The following is a 24703-nucleotide window of genomic DNA, read 5'->3' as shown; positions in this document are numbered from 1 at the left end:
CGGGGCTTTTTTATGTTCAAAAATCTTATTTTATCTGGATAACATGCTTTAGCCCTATTTACTGACTTGTGATTAAGCCATATCCGTCTTACCTTATTATCATGCAGTATTAATAATGAAAAAGCTCGGGCGAAGAGAGCTTCAGCTTTACCTTTTGCTTCGATAAATAATTTATAACCAAGTTTTCGTCAGTAATAAGTAGATAGGCCAGTAATGAATTCAAAGAAATATGTTATCGCGCTCGATCAAGGCACCACCAGTTCAAGAGCAATTGTGTTTGATCATAAAGCTAATATGGTGGCGGTGTCCCAGCGAGAGTTCAGCCAAATATATCCACAAGCTGGTTGGGTTGAACATGATCCTATGGAAATTTGGTCTTCCCAAAGTTCATCGTTAATTGAAGTATTAGCCAGAGCGGGGATCAGTTGTGATGATGTTGCCGCAATTGGTATCACTAACCAACGTGAAACAACCGTTGTGTGGGATAAAAATACCGGCAAGCCAATTCACAATGCTATTGTGTGGCAATGCCGTCGCAGCCAAGCAATATGCCAGAAATTTAAAGCTGATGGTCTAGAAGAGTATATAAAATCGGCCACAGGTTTAGTGTTAGACCCTTATTTTTCAGCAAGTAAAATTAAATGGTTATTAGATAATGTTGAAGGTGCTCGAGAAAAAGCCGAGGCTGGTGATTTACTGTTTGGCACTATTGATACTTGGTTAGTTTGGAAGCTGACTAAGGGTAAGGTGCATGTTACCGAGCCAACTAACGCTTCACGCACAATGTTGTTTAATATTCATCAGCAACAATGGGATGAAAAGTTGTTAGCCGCTTTTGATATTCCTCGTGCTATGTTGCCTGAAGTTAAGCCTTCTTGTGCGGTTTACGGCACGACGACTATTGCGGGTGGCGAGATAGCCGTGGCAGGCATGGCTGGCGATCAGCAATCTGCACTATTTGGTCAACTATGCTTTGAACCCGGTATGGCTAAAAATACCTATGGCACAGGTTGCTTCTTATTGATGAACACAGGTGAAAAAGCCGTTTTATCGACCCATGGCTTGTTAACTACCATAGGTATTGGTAGCGATTTATCCGTTAACTATGCTTTGGAAGGCGCGGTATTTATGGGCGGTGCGGTGATCCAGTGGTTACGTGATGAAATGGGTTTAATTCAAGATGCACAAGATACTGAATATTTTGCCAATAAAGTTTCAGACACTAATGGCGTCTATTTGGTGCCCGCTTTTGTAGGCTTAGGGGCACCTTATTGGGATGCTGATGCACGAGGTGCGATTGTTGGTTTAACCAGAGGTGTTAACCGAAGCCATATTATTCGTGCCGCCTTAGAAGCAATCGCATATCAAAGTAAAGATTTACTTGAGGCAATGAGCCAAGACTCTGGTGTTGCGCTAAAACAAATTAGAGTGGATGGCGGCGCAGTTGCCAATGATTTTTTGATGCAATTCCAAGCTGATATTAGTGATGTCGATGTAATTCGCCCTCAAGTCACTGAGACCACAGCGATGGGTGCAGCTTATTTGGCTGGACTGGCGGTAGGGTTTTGGCAGTCAACAGACGAGCTTAAAAATATTGCTGCGACAGATAAGCAGTTTACTGCGCAAATGGACAATTCGGTAAGAAGTGATTTGTATGCCGGCTGGAAGAAAGCGGTTCAACAGACTATTTCAAACTAACAGTCTTTTTCAAAGTAATAAAGTGAGTCACAGTCGCTGTGATTAAACTTCTATGTCGATGTGTTTTATTTTTGAATTGTCGTCAGTGTGCTGGGAAGCTTTGTTAGCGCTAGTGTCTTTTGGCGTTAGCTTGGTTTCTGGTGGTAATTGAGATTGAGGCGCTTCATGGCTATCAGCAGATATCGATTCACTGTCGCTGACTTTTTTGACATTTCTTTTAACTCCATCAACTTGCCTAGGCGGCCTGGCTACAATGGCGTAAATACTGTCTAAACTCATTTTGACCTCCTTAATCACATTGAACGATACTGTTAGTTTCTAGTTTCTAGTTTCTAGTTTCTAGTTTCTAGTTTCTAGTTTCTAGTTTCTAGCTTTGAACTGTTAGCAGTTAATTATTAACTTACTCTCGGCAATAATCATCTTATCGAATCTCATCCGTAGATTTAGCGTTAATAACCTAAGTTATTACTATATCGGCAATGGCTGATTAATATTTAATCTATTTCATTGTATGTAGTTCAGCCTTTAATCACAATTATCTAGTCTCGTTTGCTTGTTTCACTTTGAATTCGATTTCTGAAATTCACGGTACACATTATTTCTATAAAGAGACCCATCACACATTGGGTGGATATTTCTGAATAAAAATACAAGCTGAAATCGATCCTTATTGTTATTTTTATATGAAAATAGTCACAACTTGGATCAAATTCCCCACATTTATTACTGTTATTAGTGCTGTTATGTCTATGGTTTCGTTCATTTACCCGTCTATAAACCACTTTTCTCCACCTCGAAGAGCGTAATTATAATTTGCTGCTAACCCGCTTCAGAACTGGATTTAATTAATGTTCTCATCGCTTGACAATACTTGTGTTGTATCCCTAAACTTAAGGGTTGTGGGGAATTGTGGATATTTGTGGGAATTTTAATAACAATTAATAGGGATCGATGGCTGTGTTTCGGGGTGCTAGTGCGATAAATATGGATGCAAAAGGACGGATCGCTATTCCAATGCGATACCGCGAATCCTTACGCACCGAGCACGATGGCATTGTCGTTATTACTGTGGACATCCAATCACATTGTTTATTGATCTATCCGATCCACGAGTGGGAATTGATAGAAGCTAAATTGTTGCAATTATCAGACACCGACAAAGTTGAACGTTCCATGAAACGAAGATTATTAGGCCACGCTCATGAATGTGAGTTAGATGGTAATGGGCGTGCGCTAGTTCCTCCAGCATTAAGACAGTATGCAGGGTTACAAAAGAAAACCATGCTGGTGGGCTTATTAAACAAGTTTGAATTGTGGGATGAAGCCGCTTGGCAGACGCAAATGGATGAAAGCCATGAGCTGATCCAAGCTGAAGATCTCGCTAGCCATGAAAGATTAGCTAATTTTTCATTATAAATAACCAATTAAGAAGAGTCTGATGAGCCAAGAATTTGCCCATTTATCTGTACTACTAAAAGAAACCGTTGACGGTTTGAACATCCATGAAGATGGCATCTATATCGATGGCACTTTTGGACGTGGTGGTCATTCTAGGCATGTGCTGAGTCAACTTGGTGAAAATGGCCGCTTGATTGCTATCGATCGCGACCCTCAAGCTATTGAAGCGGCAAAACAGTTTGCCGACGATCCGCGCTTTCAGATTGTTCACGGTGGTTTCGGTCAGATAGAACAATACGTTACAGAGCTCGGCCTTAAAGGCAAGATCGATGGGGTGTTATTGGATTTAGGTGTGTCTTCACCTCAGTTAGATGATGCTGAACGCGGATTTAGTTTCCTGCGTGATGGCCCTTTGGACATGCGGATGGATAATAGCCAAGGTCAAACAGCTGCGCAGTGGATTGCTAAAGCTGAAATTGAAGATATGGCATGGGTATTTAAAACCTATGGTGAAGAGAAAAATTCTCGGCATATTGCCCGTTGTATTGCCGCAGACCGCGATGAAAAGCCATTTTTAAGAACCAAAGATTTAGCTGAGTTAATTGCACGTATTACTAAAAATAAAGAACGTAATAAACATCCTGCTACGCGTGTGTTCCAAGCTATTCGTATTTATATCAATAGTGAATTAGAACAAATAGAGCAAGCATTAGAAGGTGCTGTTGCTGTACTTGCGCCAGAAGGGCGTTTATCGGTGATCAGTTTCCATTCTTTAGAAGACCGAATGGTGAAACGTTTTATTCGTAAATACAGCCAAGGTGCGAGCGTGCCGCATGGTTTGCCTATTACGGAAGCTGAAATCAATAAGTCAAAAAAATTAAAAGCAATGGGCAAGGCAATGAAGCCTTCTGATATTGAAATTGAGCAAAACCCTCGTGCACGCAGTTCAGTACTTCGTGTTGCGCAGCGTCTTGATTATTAAAGAACGAAATTAACGGTCTTATTTAAAGACCTTAAAAGAACAATAGATGAGGTTAACTTGGGGCAATCATCGATAAAATTATCACGTATTGTGCTTGCCGATATCTGGCGACATAAGTGGATTTTATTAATGTCGGTGGTTGTACTCGTCAATGCAGTAGGCGTGGTTTATACCAGTCATGCGACGCGAAAGTTAACCTCGCAAATGGATCATTTATTACAAGAGCGCGATCGATTGGACATTGAATGGCGCAATTTGTTGTTAGAAGAGCAATCTAAGTCAGAACATAGTCGGGTGACACGGATTGCGACTAAAGATTTAAAAATGATGCGTCCATTACCGAAAGAAGAAGTGGTCATTCGGTTACAGTGAAATTATATAAGCGGTTAAATTAATAAGGATTGTTGAGTCACTAACTCAAGTTTAAACGATGAGCAGACAAGCCAAACGTAAGTTAAACCCAGAGCTGATCCCATGGCGATTATTCGTTGTGGTTGGTTTTGTGTTGCTTTTATTTACGGCTTTGATTGCACGTGCCGCCTATATTCAAATTATAGAACCCGACAAATTACGTCACGAAAGTGATATGCGTACTTTACGTACCAGCAGTAATCAGGTGCAACGTGGCTTGATCACCGACCGTAATGGCGAAATGCTCGCTGTCAGTGTCCCTGTTCGTGCCGTTTGGGCAGACCCTAAAATTTCCCATGATAAAGATGCCTTTAAAGACATGCGCCGCTGGAAAGCGCTTGCGGATGTATTGCATGAGCCTGTTGATGAGATAGTAAACAAAGTACAGCGCGATCCTAAACGTCGCTTTATCTATTTAAAACGCCAAGTTACTCCTGCTGTTGCTGAATACATTAAGCAATTAAAGATTTCGGGTATTTATTTAAAGTCTGAATCTCGTCGATATTATCCTGCAGGTGAAACTGCAGCGCAGCTAGTTGGATTAACTAACATTGATGATGTTGGTATTGAAGGTATCGAAAATGCTTACGACAGCTGGCTAACTGGAACACCTTCAAAGCAAAAAGTGCGAAAATCTCGCGATGGTAAAGTGGTGCAGCGTTTAGATATTGTTGAAGAAGGCGAAAGTTCAAATGACTTGGTGCTCAGCATTGATCAACGTATCCAGCAATTAGCGTATCGTGAGTTAAAACGTACGACTGAAATCAACCAAGCGACGTCAGGCTCTGTTGTTGTGCTAGACGTGAAAACCGGTGAAGTACTGGCGATGGTCAATACGCCATCTTATAACCCCAATTCTCGTGAAAACTTGCAATCCTATCGTATGCGAAATCGCGCATTAACCGATACCTTTGAGCCGGGTTCTACAGTTAAGCCGTTTGTGGTTGCTGCGGCTTTAGAGGCTGGCACGGTTGAGCGAGATGACTTAATTAATACTTCCCCAGGCTGGATGCGAGTGGGTGGACGCCAAGTGCGTGACACTATCAACTACGGCAATATGACCTTGGATAAGATTTTGGTGAAATCCAGTAACGTTGGGATCAGCAAAGTGTCTTTATCGATGCCAGTGCAAGAGTTATTGGGGACTTATCAATCGATGGGTTTAGGTAATTACTCAGGTATTAATTTAGCGGGTGAAAGTGCAGGTCTTATTCACGACCGTCGCCGTTGGTCTGACTTTGAACGTGCAACATTGTCTTATGGTTACGGCCTTACTGCCACGCCGCTTCAATTAGCGAGAATGTACGCAACATTGGGCAGTGGCGGAATTCTATACCCTGTTTCGATTCTTAAGTTAAAGCAAGCCCCTCGCGGTGAGCAAGTTATCTCTGAACAAACTGCCAAAGACGTGATGGAAATGATGTTAGGTGTAACCGAAAGGGGTGGCACAGCAACTAAAGCACATATCGATGGCTACCCTATTGCAGGCAAAACTGGTACTAGCCGTAAGTCCATTGCAGGAGGTTACGGAGATGATTATGTTTCATTGTTTGCGGGCGTTGCGCCAGTACATAATCCACGTTTAGCGATTTCAATTGTGGTTAATGAGCCAAAAGGCGATAGATATCATGGCGGCGATGTGGCTGGCCCTGCTTTTGCAAAAATTATGTCTGGAGCATTACAGATGCTCAATGTAGAACCATTAAATGAGAAAGAGAAAGTTGAATTGGCAGCAATCGCTAGGAGGGCAGAATAATGCTTCTTAGTGATTTATTAGCACCTTGGTTTCATTATGCTGGCCGTGAGTCAGTCTCTTCAATGACGTTAGATAGCCGTGAAGTCAGCCAAGGATGTTTGTTCGTTGCTTTACCTGGCCATCAAGTTGATGGTCGAAAATTTATTAATAAAGCCGTTGAAGCGGGCGCCTTAGGTGCATTAATTCATACTGATAACCCTGAGGAACATGGCCAAGTTAATTATCATGATTCTGGTGCCGTGTTGGTGTCTTTTTTTCAATTAAGCCGCCAGTTATCGGCCGTTGCTGCGCAGCTATATCCTTTATTCAACGCCGATATGGCGATTATTGGGGTAACAGGGACTAACGGTAAAACTTCGGTCAGTCAGTTGATTGCACAGTTGGTGACCCTTAAACAGCAAAAAGCCGCTGTTATGGGCACGTTAGGTAATGGTGTTTGGGGCAGTTTAATCGATAGCGGCAATACAACCGCTGATGCCATTACGCTTGTCCGTCAATTACATGAGTTTCAGCAGCAAAATGTTAATACTTGCGCGATCGAAGTCTCAAGCCATGGTTTAGTGCAAGGCCGAGTAGAAGCTGTGCCTTTTAGTACGGCAGTGTTTACCAATTTAAGTCGTGATCACCTTGATTATCATGGTGACATGGATGCTTATGGCGCGGCAAAGAAGCGTTTATTTACTTTTTCTTGCATCAAAAATGGCTTATTAAATCTTGATGATGCCGTAGGTGAAAGATGGTTTGATGAGCTGAAATCGGCAAGTATGTTTGGGTTTAGCCTTAACAAGCATCCTTTAGCGCGCTTTTACACTGATAACATGCATTTCAATGATGCAGGGGTGACGTGTGATTTCTATTACCCTGCTGATATTCATCATCAAGATTCACCATTATTGAAAGGTCAGTTGTCATCACCGCTTTTAGGTGATTTTAATCTATCAAATCTTGTTGCTGCGCTAGGTGCACTGTATTTGCAAGGTACGTTAACGGCACAGGATAGCAGCGTAAACCTAATGGATGAGTTGCTTACGTTAGTACCTCATTTGACCCCTGTTGCCGGTCGTATGGAGCGATTTAATCAAGCTAATGGCCCGACCTTAGTGGTTGATTATGCCCATACGCCTGATGCCATCGAACATGCTTTAAAAGCGCTGCGAATTCACTGCCAAGGCACCTTGTGGTGTGTGTTTGGTTGTGGTGGTGACCGTGATACAGGTAAGCGACCTTTAATGGCGCAAGCTGCTGAGCAATTTGCTGATAAAGTCATGGTGACCAGTGATAATGCTCGCAGTGAAAAGCCGATGAGTATTATCAATGATGTGGTTGCTGGATTAACTCACCCTGAGTTGGCATTGACTCAAATTGACAGGGTTGAAGCGATTAAAGCCGTGACTAAACTCGCCAAAGCGGGTGATATTGTCTTACTCGCGGGTAAGGGACATGAAACCTACCAAGAAGTCGCAGGTAGCAAAATTGATTACGATGAACGTGCATTAGCCATGATGTTAACCAGTCCAGATGCAGAACAATCTCTTGTCAAAACAGGAGGCATCTGATGATAGAGATTAAATTATCAACTTTAGCTGCTGAGCTTAACGCTCAACTCATCGGCGCTGACATCACCATTAATGATGTAACCAGTGACAGCCGGAAAATGCTGGATAGCAGTTTGTTTGTTGCCTTAAAAGGTTTACGTTTTGATGGCCATAGCTTTGCTGAAACAGCAATTGAAAATGGTGCAAAAGCCTTACTGGTAGAGCGACAACTTGATGTCAATATTCCACAGCTTGTTGTCGAGAACACGCAAAAAGCCATGGGCGCTATTGGTGCTTATATTCGCCAGCAAGTTAACCCACTTTCAATAGCTCTGACTGGCTCTAATGGTAAAACGACGGTTAAAGAAATCGTTGCGACAATTTTATCTCAGCACCATAAAGTGTTGTTTACTGCTGGCAACTTTAATAATGAAATCGGTGTGCCATTAACACTATTAAGACTTGAGCAAGGCCATGAGTATGGTGTGTTTGAGTTAGGCGCAAATCATCAGGGTGAAATTAATTATACTTCATCTTTAGTGACGCCTCAGGTGGCATTAGTGAATAATGTCGGCCGTGCTCATCTTGAAGGTTTTGGTTCAATTGAAGGCGTTGCTGAGGCAAAGTCTGAAATCTTTAATCATCTAAGTAAAGACGGTACTGCCATTATTAATGCTGATGATGATTTTGCTGATTTCATGGTAAAAAAAGCATCGGCCTTTAAGCAACTGACATTTTCAATTTCTGAAACTATCGACGCTGATATTAAAGCAGTTGATATTGTTGCTAACGATAGCGGTTGCTATCAATTTAATTTAGTCATTTTAGGTCAGTCTTACCCTGTAAAACTTCCATTAGCGGGCTTGCATCAAGTGAGTAATGCATTAGCTGCTAGCGCCATTTGTATCGCTCTGAATATCCCTGTTACAGATATTGTAACGGGGCTAAGTACGTTAACGCCTGTTAAGGGGCGAATGGTGCCGCACAAGTTAGGACGAATTTTATTGGTTGATGACAGCTATAACGCCAATCCGACTTCTGTTGATGCCGCGATCAGTTGGTTAAAACAAACTCGTGGTTTTCGATGTTTAGTGCTGGGAGATTTAGGCGAATTAGGTGACAATAGCGCCCTTTTGCATTTTGAGGTTGGTCAACAAGCCAAACTCGCTGGAATCGATGACCTGTTTTGTTGCGGACAACTCACTGAATCGACTAGTAAAGCGTTTGGTTCTGAGCACTTTAGTGACTCAGGCTCACTTGCTCAAGCATTAATGAAAAAGATAAATCTGTTACCGGATGATGTAACTATTTTAGTGAAAGGCTCTCGAAGCGCAGCGATGGAAACTGTGGTCGAAGAGTTATTAAGTGCCAATAGGCGTGGGGAGTTTGTTTAGATGCTGGCTTATTTAGCTGAGTATTTAACCCAGTTTTATAGTGGGTTTAATGTATTTTCATATCTGACCTTAAGAGCCATTTTAGGGCTTATGACAGGTCTGATTTTTAGCTTATGGTTTGGCCCTAAGTTAATTGAACGTTTGCAGTTACTTCAAATTGGACAAGTCGTTCGTAATGACGGTCCAGAATCACATTTCAGTAAGCGTGGCACACCGACAATGGGCGGTTTGCTGATCCTCGCAGGGATTTTTGTCAGCGTTTTATTATGGGGCGATTTATCAAATAGATATGTCCTCGTGATGCTATTTGTACTGGGTACATTTGGTGGTATTGGTTTCCTCGATGATTACCTAAAGGTAGTCAAGAAAGACTCTAAAGGTCTGATTGCCCGTTGGAAGTATGCTTCGCAATCAATTGCCGCTTTAGCCGTTGCTTTTTACTTATATAGCTCAGCGACAATTCCGGGTGAGACTCAGTTAGTCGTACCATTCTTTAAAGATGTGATGCCACAACTAGGTTTGCTTTATATCGTGTTGGCCTACTTCACTATTGTGGGTGCCAGTAACGCTGTGAACTTAACCGATGGCCTAGATGGTTTAGCAATCATGCCTACAGTCATGGTTGCAGCAGCATTTGCACTGATTGCCTATTTATCAGGTCATGCTCAGTTTGCTAGTTATTTGCATATTCCGCACCTGCCAGATGCAGGTGAGTTAGTGATTGTGTGTACCGCGATTGTTGGTGCTGGCTTAGGATTTTTATGGTTTAACACCTACCCAGCACAAGTGTTTATGGGTGATGTTGGATCGTTAGCGCTTGGCGCTGGCCTGGGTGCTATTGCCGTATTAGTTCGCCAAGAAGTGTTATTAGTGATTATGGGCGGTGTTTTCGTTATGGAAACGGTGTCGGTGATTCTACAAGTGGGTTCTTATAAATTACGTGGACAACGTATTTTTAGAATGGCACCGATTCACCACCATTACGAATTGAAAGGTTGGCCAGAGCCAAGAGTGATTGTTCGCTTTTGGATTATTTCGTTATTCCTAGTAATGCTAGGACTGGCAACCCTTAAGTTAAGGTAGTAAGCAATGCAATCAAGCTATTCACATATTGTTTTGGGGTTAGGTGCAACAGGTTTATCTGTTGTGCGTTATCTGATGTCCCAAGGTATTACACCATTGGTGATGGATAGCAGACGAGCGCCACCTGGACAAGAAACGTTAGCGCAGGATTTTCCTGATGTTGAGTTGCTTACAGGCGGATTTGTATGTCGTTACTTAGTGCAAGCGAAACAAATTATTGTAAGCCCAGGCATCGCAGTTGATACTCCAGAAATTCGCGCTGCGATTGATATGGGTATTGAAGTTATTGGGGATGTGGAGCTGTTTGCGCAAGCAGTAGCAGATAGAGCGCCTTGTGTTGTTGCAATTACCGGCTCAAACGGTAAAACCACTGTGACTACGCTTGTTTACGACATATTGGAAGCAGCAGGTAAAAAAGTTGCTGTCGGCGGCAATATTGGTATCCCAGTATTGGATTTATTAACGACTGACGCAGAATACTTTGTCTTGGAACTATCGAGCTTTCAATTAGAAACAACCCATAGCTTGAACTGTATCGCTGCCACTTGCTTGAACATAAGCGAAGACCATATGGATAGGTACCACGACATCCATTCCTATCGCGCTGCAAAATTACGTTTGTATCAGCAAAGCCGTTTTGTCATGTTCAACCGTGACGATCAGCTGACGTTTCCTGATGAACCAACAAACCAAAACACTTTTGGTTTAGGTGTTCCTGAAGGAGATGAGTGGGGCATTGCTGACGGCAAGATATTGCATGGTGAAAGCGAAATCATGAATTTACATGAAGTCAGCTTAATCGGCAGCCATAACCAAGCTAACTTGTTAGCAGCTATGGCATTAACAGATGCTTGTGGCATTGATAAGAGCTTCATGATTGAGATTGCATCAAACTTTGTTGGTTTAGAGCACCGATGTGAAATGGTAGGCCTTAAGCAAGGTGTCACTTATATTAATGATTCTAAAGCAACCAATGTTGGCGCCACCGTTGCTGCATTGAATGGACTAAGTGATCACTTAGGTGATTTGATTTTAATCGCCGGTGGTGAAGGTAAAGGCGCAGACTTTAAAGAGCTGGAATCTTCATTAAGCAATGTCACGCAAGTTATTACCTTTGGTAAAGACGGCCCTAAAATCGCAGCGTTAAAAGCAGATAGTATTTCAGTTAACAGTCTTGAAGAGGCAGTAGCTAAAGCGGTTGAAATCACCTTTTCAGGCGATATCGTTTTATTATCTCCAGCTTGTGCCAGTACAGATATGTACAAGAACTTCATGGAAAGAGGTCATCACTTTAAACAATTAGTGGAGCAGATTGAAGATGGCGAGGGGTGAGCAGCAACTGAGCTTATTCCAACAAGTCCTAAAGAGGTCTTGGCCAGATATATTATCTGAAACGTCGCCAGGCGATCAGCTTTATGACCGCAGCTTGTTTGTAGCAGTTGTAGGACTTATTGCCTTTGGTTTTGTGATGGTGATGTCGGCTTCTATGCCAGAAGCTCAAAAGCTGACAGAGAACCCGTTTCATTTTATTTATCGCCATGTGGCATATCTAATGGGATGCGGGATTATTGCTTACGCAGTACTGAACATAGAGTTGAAGTTTTGGGAGCGTTACAGCGCTTATTTAGTGTTGCTGGTATTACTCATGTTGGTTGCCGTGTTAGTGGTCGGCACAACGGTAAACGGTGCAACACGGTGGTTGTCTGTTGGACCCGTTAGAATCCAAGTAGCTGAAATAGCCAAGTTTGTTTTTATTATTTATATGTCCGGCTATTTAGTTCGCCGACATGGTGAGCTTAGAGAAAATAGCAGGGGTTTTATTAAGCCTATTATTGTCTTTACGCTGTTTGCTTTATTGATTTTGGCACAGCCAGACTTGGGAACAGTCGTTGTATTATTTGTGTGTACAGTCAGCTTGTTGTTCCTTGCTGGGGCAAGAATTTTAGACTTTTTAGTCTTGATGATTTTTGGTGTTGGCTCTTTTATATTCTTAGTGGTGTTTGAGCCTTACCGTATGCGAAGGGTCACGTCATTTTTAGACCCGTGGGAAGATCCATTTGGTAGTGGTTATCAGTTAACACAGTCTCTTATGGCTTATGGACGCGGTGATATATTTGGTCAAGGTTTGGGTAACAGTATTCAAAAGCTGTCTTACCTGCCTGAGGCTCACACTGATTTTATCTTTGCAGTGATAGGCGAAGAGTTAGGTTTTGTAGGCATTGTTTGTGTATTAACTGTGTTGTTTTTTGTGTCGTTTAGAGCGATTCGACTGGGCAATTTATGTTTGAGTATTCAGCGTCCATTTGAAAGTTATTTAGCTTACGGTATCGGGATTTGGATTTGTTTTCAGACCGTTGTAAACGTTGGCGCAAGTATTGGCATGTTGCCGACAAAGGGACTGACTTTACCTTTTATTAGTTATGGCGGCAGTAGCTTGTGGGTAATGACTGCAGCGGTGATGCTGTTGATACGCATAGATTATGAAAGGCGGTTAAGTTTGACACAAGCGGTGCAAGGGAGAGTAAAAAAATGAGCCCTAATATGACAGATGCACCTAAATTATTGGTGATGGCTGGCGGCACGGGTGGACATGTATTCCCGGCGTTAGCTGTAGCAAAAGCGCTAGCTAAAAAAGGCTGGCAAGTACGCTGGTTAGGTACAGCAGATAGAATGGAGGCGCGTTTAGTGCCTCAACACGGTTTTGATATTGAGTTCATTGATATTAAGGGCGTGCGTGGCAATGGCATCATTAGAAAGCTCGCTGCGCCATATAAAATTTTACGCTCCATCATGCAAGCTAAGGCTTTTATCAATGAATATCAGCCGGACGTAATTTTAGGCATGGGTGGCTTTGCTAGTGGTCCAGGTGGAGTCGCAGCAAGAATTTCAGGCATCCCATTAGTATTGCATGAGCAAAATGCGATACCGGGGATGACAAATAAGTTGTTATCAAGAATCGCTAGCAAAGTGCTATGTGCGTTTCCGAATACCTTTTTACCAGCGACGAACTCCGAGGTAGTGGGTAATCCGATTCGACAAGAGTTAATCGAGTTAGGGCAAACTGCAAAGGTATGTGACGACACCGCATTAAAAGTATTAGTGGTGGGTGGCAGCTTAGGTGCAAAGATATTTAACGATGTGATGCCTGATGTTGTAGGGCAACTTAGCCAACAACACTCGATTACGGTATGGCATCAGGTAGGTAAAGGAAATGAGCCTACCGTGAAAAGTCACTATCAAGACAAGGGTCAAGCGGCCAGTGTCAATGTGGCAGAATTTATAGATGACATGGAAGCCGCTTATCGCTGGGCCGATGTTGTGGTTTGTCGCTCAGGAGCATTAACCGTTTCTGAATTAGCTGCAGTGGGTAGAGCCAGTATTTTGGTGCCATATCCCCATGCGGTTGACGATCATCAAACAAAAAACGCTTCAGTATTAGTAGAAGCCGGTGCGGCATTTTTATTACCGCAAACCATATTAAACGCAGATAATTTAGCCGAGAAGTTAACCCTTTTTGCTGAAGAAAGACACGTTGTTTTAGAGATGGCGCAACAAGCCAGAAGTGTTGCAGTGTTAGATGCAACCCAACGTGTAGCGAGTATTTGTGCTGAATTAGCACGAAAGGATTGAAATGACTAAAACAGAAAAGTATGCCCAATTACGCACCATGATCCCAGAGATGAGAAGGATAAAGAAAATCCATTTCGTCGGCATAGGCGGAGCTGGTATGGGCGGGATAGCCGAAGTATTAGTTAACGAAGGTTATCAGATCAGTGGCTCAGATATCGCTGTTAACAGTGTTACCGAAAGATTAGAAAGTTTAGGTGCGAAGATCATTATTGGTCATCAGGCTGAAAGTGTTGCAGACGTTGATGTTGTCGTGGTTTCGACCGCAATTGATAAAGAAAATCCTGAAATTATTGCAGCAAAAGAGCGCCGAATTCCAATCGTTCGCCGTGCTGAAATGTTAGCAGAGTTGATGCGTTATCGTCATGGTGTAGCTATTGCTGGTACTCACGGTAAAACAACGACAACCAGTTTAATTGCTAGCGTTTATGGTCAAGCTGAGCGCGATCCTACGTTTGTTATTGGTGGTTTGTTAAATAGTGCAGGTACCAACGCACGTTTAGGTACCAGTCGTTATTTGATTGCCGAAGCAGATGAGAGCGATGCAAGTTTTTTGCACTTACAGCCAATGGTTAGTGTTATCACTAACATCGAAGCTGATCATATGGACACGTACGGTGGCGATTTTGAAAAGTTGAAAACCACCTTTGTGGACTTTTTACATAACTTGCCTTTTTACGGCGTTGCTGTGATGTGTATCGATGATGAAGTCATTCAAGAGATAATGCCAAGAGTGGGCAGACAAGTTGTCACTTATGGCTTTAGTGATATTGCTGATGTTCAAGCACTTAACTTTAAACAAGTGGGACATCAGAGTCAGTTTAGTGTTCGCCGTAAAAACCGTGAAGATTTAGATATTGTATTGAATCTTCCTGGTGAGCATAACGTGTTAAATGCATTAGCGGCCATTGCTGTTGCCAGTGAAGATGATATTGCTGATGACGCTATCGTTGCTGCGTTAGCAGAGTTTGAGGGTATTGGCAGACGTTTCCAACATCTTGGTGAGTTTGATACTCCGAATGGCAAGGTGATGTTGGTTGATGATTATGGCCATCACCCAAGCGAAGTATTAGCAACGATTAAAGCGGCTAGAGCTGGTTGGCCTGATAAACGCTTAGTTATGGCATATCAACCACATCGTTTTAGTAGAACACGTGACTTGTACGAAGACTTTGTTGAAGTGTTATCGCAAGTTGACGGCCTATTGTTGCTAGATGTTTATGCTGCAGGCGAAAGCGTTATACCTGGCGCAGATGGTCGAGCCTTGTGTCGCTCAATTAGATTACGTGGGCAGGTCGACCCGATTTTTGTGGCATCACCTGAACTATTAGCTGATGTATTGCCAGATGTGCTGCAAGAGGGTGACTTATTGCTGACCCAAGGTGCAGGTAATATCGGTGCATTGTCGAAGTTATTGTCATCGAGTAATTTAGGCTTCGATAAGTAATTGTCAAACTGGCGGATGCTAATAATTGATGAATGAATTTTATATTATAACTGTTTGTAAATATAAGCTTTAATACCGTCAGTATGCTAGATATAATGGTGGATTGCCCAATGAAAGTGACAGTGTACAGTTTGGAGTTGCATTAACTGTGGCGTGGAGTGATAAAGCTCGCCAACTGAAAGGCCATTTGAGTGAAGTCAATTGGTACTTGTATACAGGTTTGCTGTTTTTATTGACGGTATTGCTCACAATAGTTTGGGCAGGTTTGAAGTTAAATGTACTGCTTAATGATGCCGATGCATTGCCAATAGATGCTGTCGCGATAAAAGGTGAGCGAGTTTATACCTCAGATGCTGAAATTCAAGCGGCTTTGCAGGCATTGATGGAACGTAGTTTTTTTAGTGCCGATGTAGGTGAAGTGCAGCAAGCATTAGAGGCGTTACCTTGGGTTTATCATGCCTCTGTAAGACGAGAGTGGCCTGCAAAGCTTAAGGTTACTTTGCAAGAGCAACATGCTGTAGCTCATTGGAATGGCGATGATTGGTTAAACATTAATGGTGAAGTTTTTGTGGCGCAACCTCATGAAAGTATCGAGCGTTTGCCACTCCTTTCAGGCCCAGAAGAAATGTCTTCTGAAGTGTTAACTAGTTATCAGCAATTGTCTGATTTATTAAGTATTAATGGATTTAAGCTAGCAAGTTTAAGTTTAAGCCCAAGGCATGCATGGCATGCAACGTTAGATAACGGCATTCTGCTTGAACTAGGTAGAGAAGATAAAATGTCTAGAATACAAAGATTTATTAATGTTTACCCTGAAATAACACGCAATCAAAAGCCAATAGCAACCATCGATTTGCGCTATGACACCGGAGTCGCCGTTGGCTGGGACGATACTAAAACAGAGAGTCGACACTAAATGACCAAGAATCAGGAAAGAAATCTTATCGTAGGCTTAGACATTGGTACGTCCAAGGTCGCAGTGATCATTGGTGAAGTACTGCCTGATGGTGAGATTAGCGTGGTCGGTTTAGGCAATCACCCTTCACGTGGGATGGACAAAGGTGGCGTGAATGATTTGGACTCTATCGTTAAAAGTGTGCAACGAGCACTAGATCAAGCTGAGTTAATGGCCGATTGCCAAGTATCATCAGTGTATTTAAGTATTTCAGGTAAGCACATCGCATGTCAGAACGAAAATGGCATGGTGTCTATTAACGATGAGGAAGTGACACAAGAAGACGTTGATAATGTTATTCATACTGCGCGGTCGGTAAAAATTCCGACAGAAAGACGGATTTTACACGTGTTACCGCAAGAATATTCAATTGACGTTCAAGATGGTATTAAAAGCCCTATCGGTATGTCAGGTATGCGAATGGAAGCGAAAGCTCATATTGTCACCTGTGCCAATGATATGGCAAAAAATATCACCAAGAGTGTTGAGCGTTGTGGCTTAACAGTAGATGACTTAGTTTTTTCTGGTATTGCTTCTGCTGATTCAGTATTGACCAATGATGAAAAAGACTTAGGTGTGTGTATTGTCGATATTGGTGGCGGAACCACTGATATTGCTGTTTATACCAATGGTGCATTGAGACATTGTGCCGTGATATCGGTTGCTGGTAATCAAGTGACCAGTGATATCGCTAAGATTTTTAGAACACCATTAACTCATGCTGAACAGATAAAAGTGCAATTTGCCAGTGCAAGAAGCTCAATGGTGAGCCGTGAAGACAGCATTGAAGTGCCTTCAGTAGGTGGGCGACCATCACGGAGTATGTCTCGTCATACATTAGCGGAAGTGGTTGAGCCAAGATATCAGGAATTATTTGAACTGGTATTAAAAGAATTAACTGACTGTGGTTTAGAAGATCAAATAGCCGCAGGCATAGTATTAACAGGCGGTACAGCATCTATAACAGGTGCTGTTGATATTGCTGAAGCGACTTTCGGCATGCCAGTTAGGGTAGCCTCACCGCTACCAGTAAAAGGGTTAAATGAATACGTGGATCAGCCTGTCTATTCTACTGGAATAGGGCTGCTTCATTATGGCGCCAGACGTGTTATCGAACGTCAGTTCGAACGTCCTGAACGTCAAGGGGTTACCAGTCTTTTGAATCGGGTCAAAAGCTGGTTTAAGGGTGAATTTTAATAACGCAGACTAACGGAGATCAGACAATGTTTGAGATCATGGACACACATAATGACGAAGCGGTGATCAAGGTCATCGGCGTCGGTGGTGGTGGCGGTAACGCTGTCGAACATATGGTTAAACACAGCATCGAAGGTGTTGAGTTTATCGTAACGAATACGGATGCTCAGGCATTACGCAAGTCAGGTGCTGGCTCTACGATTCAATTAGGACGTGATGTCACTAAAGGTCTAGGTGCTGGAGCAAACCCTGATGTAGGTCGCCAAGCTGCTGTTGAAGATAAAGAAAATATCCGCGCTGCAATTAAAGGCTCGGATATGGTCTTTATCGCTGCAGGCATGGGTGGTGGTACTGGTACTGGTGCTGCACCTGTCGTTGCTGAGATTGCTCGTGAAGAAGGTATTTTAACCGTTGCAGTTGTAACTAAGCCTTTTCCTTTTGAAGGCAAGAAGCGCATGACATTTGCCGATCAAGGTATTGCTGAACTTGCAAAGCATGTTGATTCGCTTATCACTATCCCAAATGAAAAGTTACTAAAAGTATTGGGTCGTGGTACTTCGCTACTGGATGCGTTTGCTGCAGCCAACAATGTTTTATTAGGCGCTGTGCAGGGTATTGCTGAGTTAATTACTCGTCCTGGTTTAATCAACGTGGATTTCGCCGACGTTAAAACGGTAATGTCTGAAATGGGTAATGCCATGATGGGCACAGGCGTTGCTACTGGTGATGACCGTGCTGAAGAAGCTGCTGAAGCGGCTGTTGCAAGTCCATTACTTGAAGATATTGATCTAGCTGGTGCGCGCGGCGTATTAGTTAACATCACAGCAGGTATGGACATCAGTATTGAAGAGCTAGAAACTGTGGGTAATCACGTTAAAGCTTATGCATCTGATAATGCAACAGTGGTTGTTGGCGCTGTGATTGATCCAGAAATGAGTGAAGAGTTACGTGTAACAGTTGTTGCTACAGGTATTGGCGCTGAGAAAAAGCCTGATATCCAATTAGTGACTAAGCCTGTTTCACGCCCAGAGCCTGCTCCAGTTGTTGAGACAAAAGTTGAGCCAGTTGAAGAGCAAAATGTAGCATCAAGCTATGTTGCACCTACAGGCAACGCTGTTCCTGCTCCTCAGCAAGCAGCGCAACCTGCAGCACGAGTTGACGGTGATTACTTAGATATTCCAGCATTTTTACGTAAGCAAGCTGATTAGTTGCTGATAGTAAAATGAAAATCTAGAAAGCCTAAGATGTTGATAAAATGTTGCTTATGTAAGTAGAGGCGGATAAAAAGACTGTAAAGGGTGTTTTTTTGTGAAAAGACAATTTTATGGTAGTATACCGCCTCAGCTTACTGGGTATACTCAGTATATATAGCTCAAGAATGTTTATTTAAAAGTGATTAAAACGGGTAACTGAATGATTTTTCAAAGAACTGTTCAAAAAATGGTGAAGAGTACTGGTGTCGGATTGCATTCCGGCAACAAGGTAACTCTGTGCATTATGCCCGCACCTGTCAACACTGGTATCGTACTTAGACGTACAGATTTAAGCCCTGCAGTGGAAATTCCTGCAAAGGCTCATCTTGTTCGTGAAACAACTATGTGTACGGCATTAGTTAATGATGAAGGTGTTCGCATTTCTACTATCGAACATTTATTTGCAGCACTTGCAGGCCTTGGCATAGATAACGCTGTTATCGAAGTTGATGCTCCTGAAATCCCGATTATGGATGGCAGTGCAAGTCCGTTTGTTTTTTTACTGCAAAGCGCGGGTATAAAAGAACAATCGGTAGCTAAAAAATATATCAAAATCAATCAAACTATTCGCGTTGAAGACGGTGATAAGTGGGCAGAGTTAAAGCCATTCAAAGGCTTCAGAGTTGATTTCAAAATTGACTTTAATCACCCTGAAATTTCGCGCAGTCAACAACATATGGTGATGGATTTTTCAACATCTGCTTTTGTTAAAGATATTAGTCGTGCTAGAACGTTCGGCTTTATGCAAGATATCGAATACCTGCGTGCTAACAATTTAGCATTAGGTGGCAGCATGGAAAATGCTGTTGTGCTTGATGAATATCGTGTCCTTAACCCTGACGGTCTGCGATATGAGGACGAATTTGTTAAGCATAAGATTCTTGACGCATTTGGTGATTTATATGTAGCAGGACATGCCATTGTTGGTGAGTTCTGTGCATATAAAACAGGTCATGCTTTAAATAACCAATTGGTTAGAGCATTACTTGCACAACAAGAAGCTTGGGAATTGGTCAGCTTTGAGAATGAAGTTGATGTACCACTTAGTTTCATGGTGCCAGGCGCTGTATCTTTAGCGTAAAAATATTAAGATTGCCTATTACGGCTGGCTAATGCAGCCAGCCGTTTTAGTTTTTCGCCAAGAGAACCTTCTACGTGATCAGCCAATGACTGCAGGTGTTGTGCAGCTGCAGGGCTGATTTTTGCATAATTAGTTGGTGCTTTACTTGGCGTAATTGCTATCCCTGGGTTGACTTTAACCTCTATAGCGGTAAGCATTGGAAGCGTTTCTTCCTGAAGTTGTTGCAGTAGTTTGGTCTTTTGGAAATTTATTCTAGCAGCCCATGCAGCCGAAGTAGTTTCAATAACAAGAACACCCTGACGAAGATTAGCGACTTTTAGCTGTTCACTAACAGGACCATTTAAGCACTGCTTAACGTAGTTATTCAGTTGGTTTAACAGTTCTGCTTTCTCAGCGAGTTCCGGTAATGTTCCCGATTGATGTAGTAATCTACTGAGATCTTGAGGGGGCTTTTTCATATGATAATAAGATGGCTGAGTTAGGCTATGAGTGTAACAGTTTTTATTCAAGGTCGAAATGGAGTAACGCGTTGGCATCCTAGCAAACGTTGGTTACTTCTACCTATCCTTTTAGTGGCGGCAGGAACTGGTCTTTACCAGCAGAGTGCTGATCGTTTTGCTGCGCAGCAAACCAAAGTTGATGAAAATCAGAAATTGCGCGAACAGCAAAAACAACAAGTCATTAATCTCAAAAAAGCGACAGAAACACAATTAAGCACCTTAGTTGCCCACGTCGCGCGTATGCAAGCTAACGTTACTCGTCTTGAGGCGTTAGGCCAGCAAGTTGCCGAAAATAATTTACTTGAAGATCAGTTCGATTTTTCTACCGAAGTGGGTGTCGGTGGGTTAAGTGAAATAGGCGCAGGTGTTGAATTAAACCAACTGTTAGATGACATGTCACAGTTGGCCTCCAGAATTGATAATAATAATGTTCAGTTATCACTACTTGAAACAGTGGCAACTAATCTCCATATAGATAAAGAACGTTATATATCAGGGCGACCAATCGTTAAAGGTTGGTTATCTTCGCCCTACGGTTTACGAAATGACCCTTTTAATGGTCGTAGAACATTGCATAAAGGCATTGATTTTGCGGGCAAGGAAGGCGGCGATGTGATTGCTACTGCTGCAGGCGTAGTTACATGGTCAGGAAATATGCTTGGTTATGGCGGGCTTGTGGAAATTGATCATGGAAATGGTCTTCGCACTCGTTATGGGCACAATAAATCTATGTCAGTAAACCTAGGTGACGTCGTTGCCAAAGGCGATAAAATTGCCAGTATGGGTAGCACAGGCCGGTCGACCGGTCCCCACGTGCATTACGAAGTGTTGCGAAACGGACAGCAAATAGATCCAAGAAAGTTCGTGTATCGCAAGGCTAGTTAATAACATTTTCGGTTAAGTCGCTCATTTGAGCTCAACCTACAAGAGATAAGTGATTAAGATGTTAGGCAAATTACTGACAAAAGTATTCGGCAGTCGTAACGACCGTACCTTGAAAGGCCTTGGTAAAGTTGTAACTAAGATTAATGCATTAGAAGCTGAATATGAAAAGCTGACTGATGACGAACTAAAAGCAAAAACAGAAGAGTTTCGTCAGCGCATAGAAAATGGTGAAACATTAGAAGCTATTATGGCTGAAGCATTTGCTACAGTTCGTGAAGCATCAAAGCGTGTATTCGAAATGCGTCATTTCGACGTCCAATTATTAGGTGGTATGGTGCTAGATAGTAACCGTATCGCTGAAATGAGAACGGGTGAAGGTAAAACACTTACCGCAACACTTCCTGCATATTTAAATGGTTTAACGGGTAAAGGTGTTCACGTTATTACAGTGAATGACTATCTTGCTGGCCGTGATGCTGAAAATAACCGTCCTCTTTTTGAATTTCTAGGTTTAACTGTCGGCATTAACGTCGCAGGTCTTGGCCAAGTTGAAAAGAAAGAAGCGTATAACTCAGATATTACTTATGGTACTAACAACGAGTTTGGTTTTGATTACCTTCGCGACAACATGGCGTTTTCGCCACAAGAGCGAGTTCAGCGTCCACTTCACTATGCACTAATCGATGAAGTCGATTCAATCTTGATTGATGAAGCGCGTACACCGCTAATTATTTCAGGCGCTGCTGAAAACAGTTCTGAGCTATACATCAAAGTAAACACGCTAATTCCAAATCTTATTGTCCAAGAGAAAGAAGACACCGAAGATGAGATTGGTGAAGGTGACTTCAGCGTTGATGAAAAAGCAAAACAAGTTCACTTCACTGAACGTGGACAAGAAAAGGTAGAACAACTACTTATCGATATTGGCGTATTAAACGAAGGTGATTCACTTTATTCGGCTGCCAACATCTCTTTATTACATCACGTTAATGCAGCACTTCGCGCTCATACATTGTTTGAACGCGATGTAGATTATATTGTTCAAGATGGTGAAGTGATTATTGTTGACGAACACACTGGTCGTACAATGCCAGGTCGTCGTTGGTCTGAAGGTTTACATCAAGCTGTAGAAGCTAAAGAAGGTGTAAACATTCAAAACGAAAACCAAACGTTAGCGTCTATTACATTCCAAAACTACTTCCGCCAATACGAGAAGTTAGCTGGTATGACAGGTACCGCTGATACTGAAGCATTTGAGTTCCAGCACATTTACGGACTTGATACAGTAGTAGTACCAACTAATAAGCCGATGGTTCGTAATGACATGGCTGATTTGGTTTATCTAACTGCTACTGAAAAATACAATGCTATTATTACCGATATTAAAGGTTGTCGTGAGCGTGGTCAGCCTGTACTTGTGGGTACAGTTTCGATTGAGCAGTCGGAGCTATTAGCAACGTTATTAAAGCAAGCTAAGATCCCACACTCTGTACTAAACGCGAAATTCCATGAGAAAGAAGCGCAAATTGTTGCTGATGCTGGTAGTGCCGGTACGGTAACGATTGCAACTAACATGGCAGGTCGTGGTACCGATATCGTGTTAGGCGGTAACTGGAAAGTTGAAGTCGAAGCACTTAATAACCCAACTGAAGATCAAATAGCGCGTATCAAAGCTGAATGGCAAGTGCGTCATGATGCTGTAATCGCTTCTGGTGGTCTGCATATTCTTGGTACTGAACGTCATGAGTCGCGTCGTATTGATAACCAATTACGTGGTCGTTCTGGTCGTCAAGGTGATGCGGGTTCTTCACGTTTCTACTTATCAATGGAAGATAGCTTAATGCGTATCTTTGCATCAGATAAAGTAACGGGCATGATGAAAAAACTGGGTATGGAAGAAGGCGAAGCCATCGAGCATCCATGGGTATCACGTGCTATTGAAAATGCTCAACGTAAAGTTGAAGCGCGTAACTTCGATATTCGTAAGCAATTACTTGAATATGATGATGTTGCAAATGACCAACGCCAAGTTGTTTACTCACAACGTAATGAGTTGATGGATGCAGAAAGTATCGAAGATACTATTTCAAACATTGAGCAAGATGTTGTTAGCACTGTAATCGATCAGTACATTCCTCGACAATCAGTTGAAGAGTTATGGGACATTCCAGGTCTAGAGCAACGCCTTGAACAAGAGTACGGTCTTAAACTGACAATTCAGAATTGGTTAGATACTGAAGATGACTTACATGAAGAGACGTTACGTGAGCGAATTGTAACGAGTTGGAGTGATGCATATAAAGCTAAAGAAGAAATGGTCGGTGCACAAGTACTTCGCCAATTCGAAAAAGCGGTTATGTTGCAAACGCTAGATGGCCTTTGGAAAGAGCATCTCGCAGCGATGGACCATTTACGTCAAGGTATTCATTTACGTGGTTATGCGCAAAAGAATCCTAAGCAAGAGTATAAGCGTGAATCTTTTGAATTATTCCAGCAAATGCTAGAGTCACTTAAACTCGATGTCATCAGTGTATTGTCTAAGGTTCAAGTACAGGCTCAATCAGATGTTGACGAAATGGAGCAGCGCCGTCGCGATGAAGAAGCTAAAATTCAACGCGATTATCAACATGCAGCGTCAGAAGCATTAACTGATAACACTGAATCCGAAGCGGCAGCTCCAAGAACGGTTATTCGTGATGGGGAAAAAGTTGGACGTAATGATCCTTGTCCATGTGGTTCAGGTAAAAAGTACAAGCAATGCCATGGCAAACTAACTTAATTTAGCTTTCCTAAGCGCATTTTCTAAAAGCAGCTATCAATAGCTGCTTTTTTTATATCTGCAAAATAGTATAAGAAACAAGCGTTAGGGATTGGTTTGTGGATAACATTGTGGATTAATAGTGGTTAGCTTGTGGCTAAATAGAAACTTTTAAAATAAATGAAATTAATTGAAAAAAGCCCTTGCGGTGTTTCAGAATCTGCCTATAATGCGCATCCACTGACACGGCAAACCACGCACTAGCATGGGTTACACGCCAAATCAGTTCACTGTAAAGTGACGCTGAAAATAGTTTTTAAATAAGTTTAAAAATGACTTGACGCGAAAAGGGAATTGCGTAGAATACGCATCCCAAGCCAACGACCTAGCGTCTACTGGCGGAGTCTGAAAAATTGATTCCACGCTCTTTAACAATTTATCAAGTAATCTGTGTGGACACTCACAGGTGTTGAGTTAATCGAAATTGTCACTTAGGTGGCAATCAAAATTATTATCAATGTAACGATGAGTGTTCATAGCAATATGTAACAAACAGGATGTAGATTCTTCCGAGTCTGCATAATGTAATCAGAATTCATTGAGCCGAAGCATTTTCGAATGTTTCAAAAAACTTTAATTGAAGAGTTTGATCATGGCTCAGATTGAACGCTGGCGGCAGGCCTAACACATGCAAGTCGAGCGGTAACAGGAAGAAAGCTTGCTTTCTTTGCTGACGAGCGGCG

The 24703-nt window shown here is 42.3% G+C and carries 20 protein-coding genes and 1 rRNA gene; 19 read left to right on the top strand and 2 right to left on the bottom strand.

What is annotated here, in order from left to right:
- Positions 1–213 precede the first annotated feature (213 nt).
- Positions 214–1698 (top strand): glycerol kinase GlpK, encoded by a 1485-nt coding sequence (gene glpK / locus K5Q58_RS09160; protein WP_220753631.1) that lies wholly within the window; start codon positions 214–216, stop codon positions 1696–1698.
- Positions 1699–1740: 42 nt separating this feature from the next.
- On the opposite strand, the gene K5Q58_RS09155 is transcribed toward glpK, so the two are convergent.
- Positions 1741–1977 carry a hypothetical protein gene (locus tag K5Q58_RS09155; protein WP_220753630.1) on the bottom strand — a complete coding sequence of 79 codons (237 nt, stop codon included), beginning with the start codon at positions 1975–1977 and terminating at the stop codon, positions 1741–1743.
- 678 nt (positions 1978–2655) lie between these two features.
- Between K5Q58_RS09155 and mraZ the strand changes: the two genes are divergently transcribed.
- The 15 genes from mraZ to lpxC all read left to right on the top strand — a co-directional run bounded on the left by mraZ (position 2656) and on the right by lpxC (position 19817).
- On the top strand, positions 2656–3114 hold the full coding sequence (gene mraZ, locus K5Q58_RS09150) for a division/cell wall cluster transcriptional repressor MraZ (RefSeq protein WP_220753710.1): 459 nt from the start codon (positions 2656–2658) through the stop codon (positions 3112–3114).
- Between the two features lie 22 nt (positions 3115–3136).
- A complete protein-coding gene (gene rsmH / locus K5Q58_RS09145) occupies positions 3137–4078 on the top strand; it encodes a 16S rRNA (cytosine(1402)-N(4))-methyltransferase RsmH (protein ID WP_220753629.1) in 942 nt (313 codons plus the stop codon).
- Between the two features lie 57 nt (positions 4079–4135).
- Positions 4136–4450: a cell division protein FtsL gene (gene ftsL / locus K5Q58_RS09140; protein ID WP_220753628.1), complete on the top strand. Its 315-nt coding sequence runs from the start codon at positions 4136–4138 to the stop codon at positions 4448–4450.
- 58 nt (positions 4451–4508) lie between these two features.
- Entirely contained in the window at positions 4509–6245 is a 1737-nt protein-coding gene (locus K5Q58_RS09135; RefSeq protein ID WP_220753627.1) for a penicillin-binding protein 2, read from the top strand.
- Entirely contained in the window at positions 6242–7801 is a 1560-nt protein-coding gene (murE, locus tag K5Q58_RS09130; RefSeq protein ID WP_220753709.1) for a UDP-N-acetylmuramoyl-L-alanyl-D-glutamate--2,6-diaminopimelate ligase, read from the top strand. Before K5Q58_RS09135 ends, murE begins: the two co-directional genes overlap by 4 nt.
- The gene (murF, locus tag K5Q58_RS09125) at positions 7801–9174 is read left to right on the top strand and encodes a UDP-N-acetylmuramoyl-tripeptide--D-alanyl-D-alanine ligase (protein WP_220753626.1); all 1374 of its coding nucleotides are present in this window, start codon (positions 7801–7803) and stop codon (positions 9172–9174) included. Before murE ends, murF begins: the two co-directional genes overlap by 1 nt.
- The gene (gene mraY, locus K5Q58_RS09120; protein ID WP_220753625.1) at positions 9175–10257 is read left to right on the top strand and encodes a phospho-N-acetylmuramoyl-pentapeptide-transferase; all 1083 of its coding nucleotides are present in this window, start codon (positions 9175–9177) and stop codon (positions 10255–10257) included. It abuts the gene before it with no gap.
- A 6-nt stretch (positions 10258–10263) separates the two neighbouring features.
- Positions 10264–11589: a UDP-N-acetylmuramoyl-L-alanine--D-glutamate ligase gene (gene murD, locus K5Q58_RS09115; RefSeq protein ID WP_220753624.1), complete on the top strand. Its 1326-nt coding sequence runs from the start codon at positions 10264–10266 to the stop codon at positions 11587–11589.
- A complete protein-coding gene (gene ftsW / locus K5Q58_RS09110) occupies positions 11576–12790 on the top strand; it encodes a cell division protein FtsW (protein ID WP_220753708.1) in 1215 nt (404 codons plus the stop codon). The genes murD and ftsW overlap by 14 nt, the downstream gene beginning before the upstream one ends.
- Positions 12791–12798: 8 nt before the next feature.
- A complete protein-coding gene (murG, locus tag K5Q58_RS09105) occupies positions 12799–13887 on the top strand; it encodes an undecaprenyldiphospho-muramoylpentapeptide beta-N-acetylglucosaminyltransferase (protein WP_220753707.1) in 1089 nt (362 codons plus the stop codon).
- A gap of 1 nt (position 13888) precedes the next feature.
- Entirely contained in the window at positions 13889–15331 is a 1443-nt protein-coding gene (gene murC / locus K5Q58_RS09100; protein WP_220753623.1) for a UDP-N-acetylmuramate--L-alanine ligase, read from the top strand.
- A gap of 103 nt (positions 15332–15434) precedes the next feature.
- Positions 15435–16247, top strand: a complete 813-nt coding sequence (locus tag K5Q58_RS09095; protein WP_374758490.1) for a cell division protein FtsQ/DivIB — start codon at positions 15435–15437, stop codon at positions 16245–16247.
- A complete protein-coding gene (ftsA, locus tag K5Q58_RS09090; protein WP_102526855.1) occupies positions 16248–17483 on the top strand; it encodes a cell division protein FtsA in 1236 nt (411 codons plus the stop codon). It abuts the gene before it with no gap.
- A 26-nt stretch (positions 17484–17509) separates the two neighbouring features.
- On the top strand, positions 17510–18691 hold the full coding sequence (gene ftsZ, locus K5Q58_RS09085) for a cell division protein FtsZ (RefSeq protein WP_220753622.1): 1182 nt from the start codon (positions 17510–17512) through the stop codon (positions 18689–18691).
- Between the two features lie 205 nt (positions 18692–18896).
- On the top strand, positions 18897–19817 hold the full coding sequence (gene lpxC, locus K5Q58_RS09080) for a UDP-3-O-acyl-N-acetylglucosamine deacetylase (protein ID WP_220753621.1): 921 nt from the start codon (positions 18897–18899) through the stop codon (positions 19815–19817).
- A 5-nt stretch (positions 19818–19822) separates the two neighbouring features.
- Here the strand turns inward: lpxC and K5Q58_RS09075 are convergent, their stop codons facing one another.
- On the bottom strand, positions 19823–20275 hold the full coding sequence (locus K5Q58_RS09075; RefSeq protein ID WP_220753620.1) for a DUF721 domain-containing protein: 453 nt from the start codon (positions 20273–20275) through the stop codon (positions 19823–19825).
- A gap of 27 nt (positions 20276–20302) precedes the next feature.
- Here K5Q58_RS09075 and K5Q58_RS09070 point away from each other — a divergent pair, with 27 nt between their 5' ends.
- The 3 genes from K5Q58_RS09070 to K5Q58_RS09060 form a co-directional block, all read left to right on the top strand.
- Complete coding sequence (locus K5Q58_RS09070) at positions 20303–21202, top strand: M23 family metallopeptidase (RefSeq protein ID WP_220753619.1); 900 nt, start codon at positions 20303–20305, stop codon at positions 21200–21202.
- A gap of 58 nt (positions 21203–21260) precedes the next feature.
- Positions 21261–23981: a preprotein translocase subunit SecA gene (gene secA / locus K5Q58_RS09065; RefSeq protein ID WP_220753618.1), complete on the top strand. Its 2721-nt coding sequence runs from the start codon at positions 21261–21263 to the stop codon at positions 23979–23981.
- A 613-nt stretch (positions 23982–24594) separates the two neighbouring features.
- A 16S ribosomal RNA gene (locus K5Q58_RS09060) occupies positions 24595–24703 on the top strand; the annotation flags it as partial.

This window comes from Shewanella sp. KT0246, assembly GCF_019654955.1.
GTDB lineage: Bacteria > Pseudomonadota > Gammaproteobacteria > Enterobacterales > Shewanellaceae > Shewanella > Shewanella goraebulensis.
The sequence above is the reverse complement of the archived record's forward strand: the minus strand, read 5'-3'. Positions and strand labels throughout refer to the sequence as shown.